At 40.8% G+C, this 738-nt stretch carries 1 protein-coding gene; it reads left to right on the top strand.

All coding sequences use genetic code 11. The features are described 5' to 3' along the window. Positions 1-150: 150 nt before the first annotated feature. Positions 151-615, top strand: a complete 465-nt coding sequence (gene tnpA, locus D8836_RS11100; protein WP_033686116.1) for an IS200/IS605 family transposase — start codon at positions 151-153, stop codon at positions 613-615. Positions 616-738 lie beyond the last annotated feature (123 nt).

The following is a 738-nucleotide window of genomic DNA, read 5'->3' as shown; positions in this document are numbered from 1 at the left end:
TTATGTGACTATTAGTCCGTCTCGCTCCGTTAGGTGCGAGACAAAACAACCACCCGCTATGCGGGTGCGCGTCGAAGGTTATACCAAAAAAACTCCGAACGCGATACAATAAAGGTGTTCAAGCCAATTGTAAAGCGAAAGGAGAAAAATATGGCACAAAAGGCTCATAGTTTATCGCACACAAAGTGGCACTGTAAGTATCACATTGTGTTCACCCCTAAGTATAGACGAAAAGTCATCTATAATCAATATCGAAGTAGTTTAGGCGAAATATTTCATCGCTTGTGTAGTTATAAAGGAGTTGAAATTATCGAGGGTCACTTAATGCCAGACCATGTACACATGTTAGTCAGTATTCCACCAAGGACAAGTGTTTCGAGTTTCATGGGTTATTTAAAAGGAAAAAGTGCACTCATGATGTTTGACAAACACGCCAATCTCAAGTACAAGTTTGGAAATCGGCATTTCTGGGCGGAAGGTTATTATGTGAGTACAGTAGGGCTTAATGAAGCCACAATTAAGAAATATATTCAAGAACAGGAAAAGCATGATATAGCACTAGATAAATTAAGTGTAAAAGAATATGAGGATCCCTTTAGGGATAGTGGTAAGTAATACTAAAGCCTCTTTGAGAGGCAAGTGACGAGTCAAGAGCAATAAGGCTTGAACAAAGTGAAAGCCAGCGTCTTTAGGCGCTGGCTGGTAATTTGGGCTTATAGCCCTGGGACAAACCACCCG

It is taken from the genome of Streptococcus mitis, assembly GCF_003942995.1.
Taxonomy (GTDB): Bacteria; Bacillota; Bacilli; order Lactobacillales; family Streptococcaceae; genus Streptococcus; species Streptococcus mitis_CV.
The sequence above is the reverse complement of the archived record's forward strand: the minus strand, read 5'-3'. Positions and strand labels throughout refer to the sequence as shown.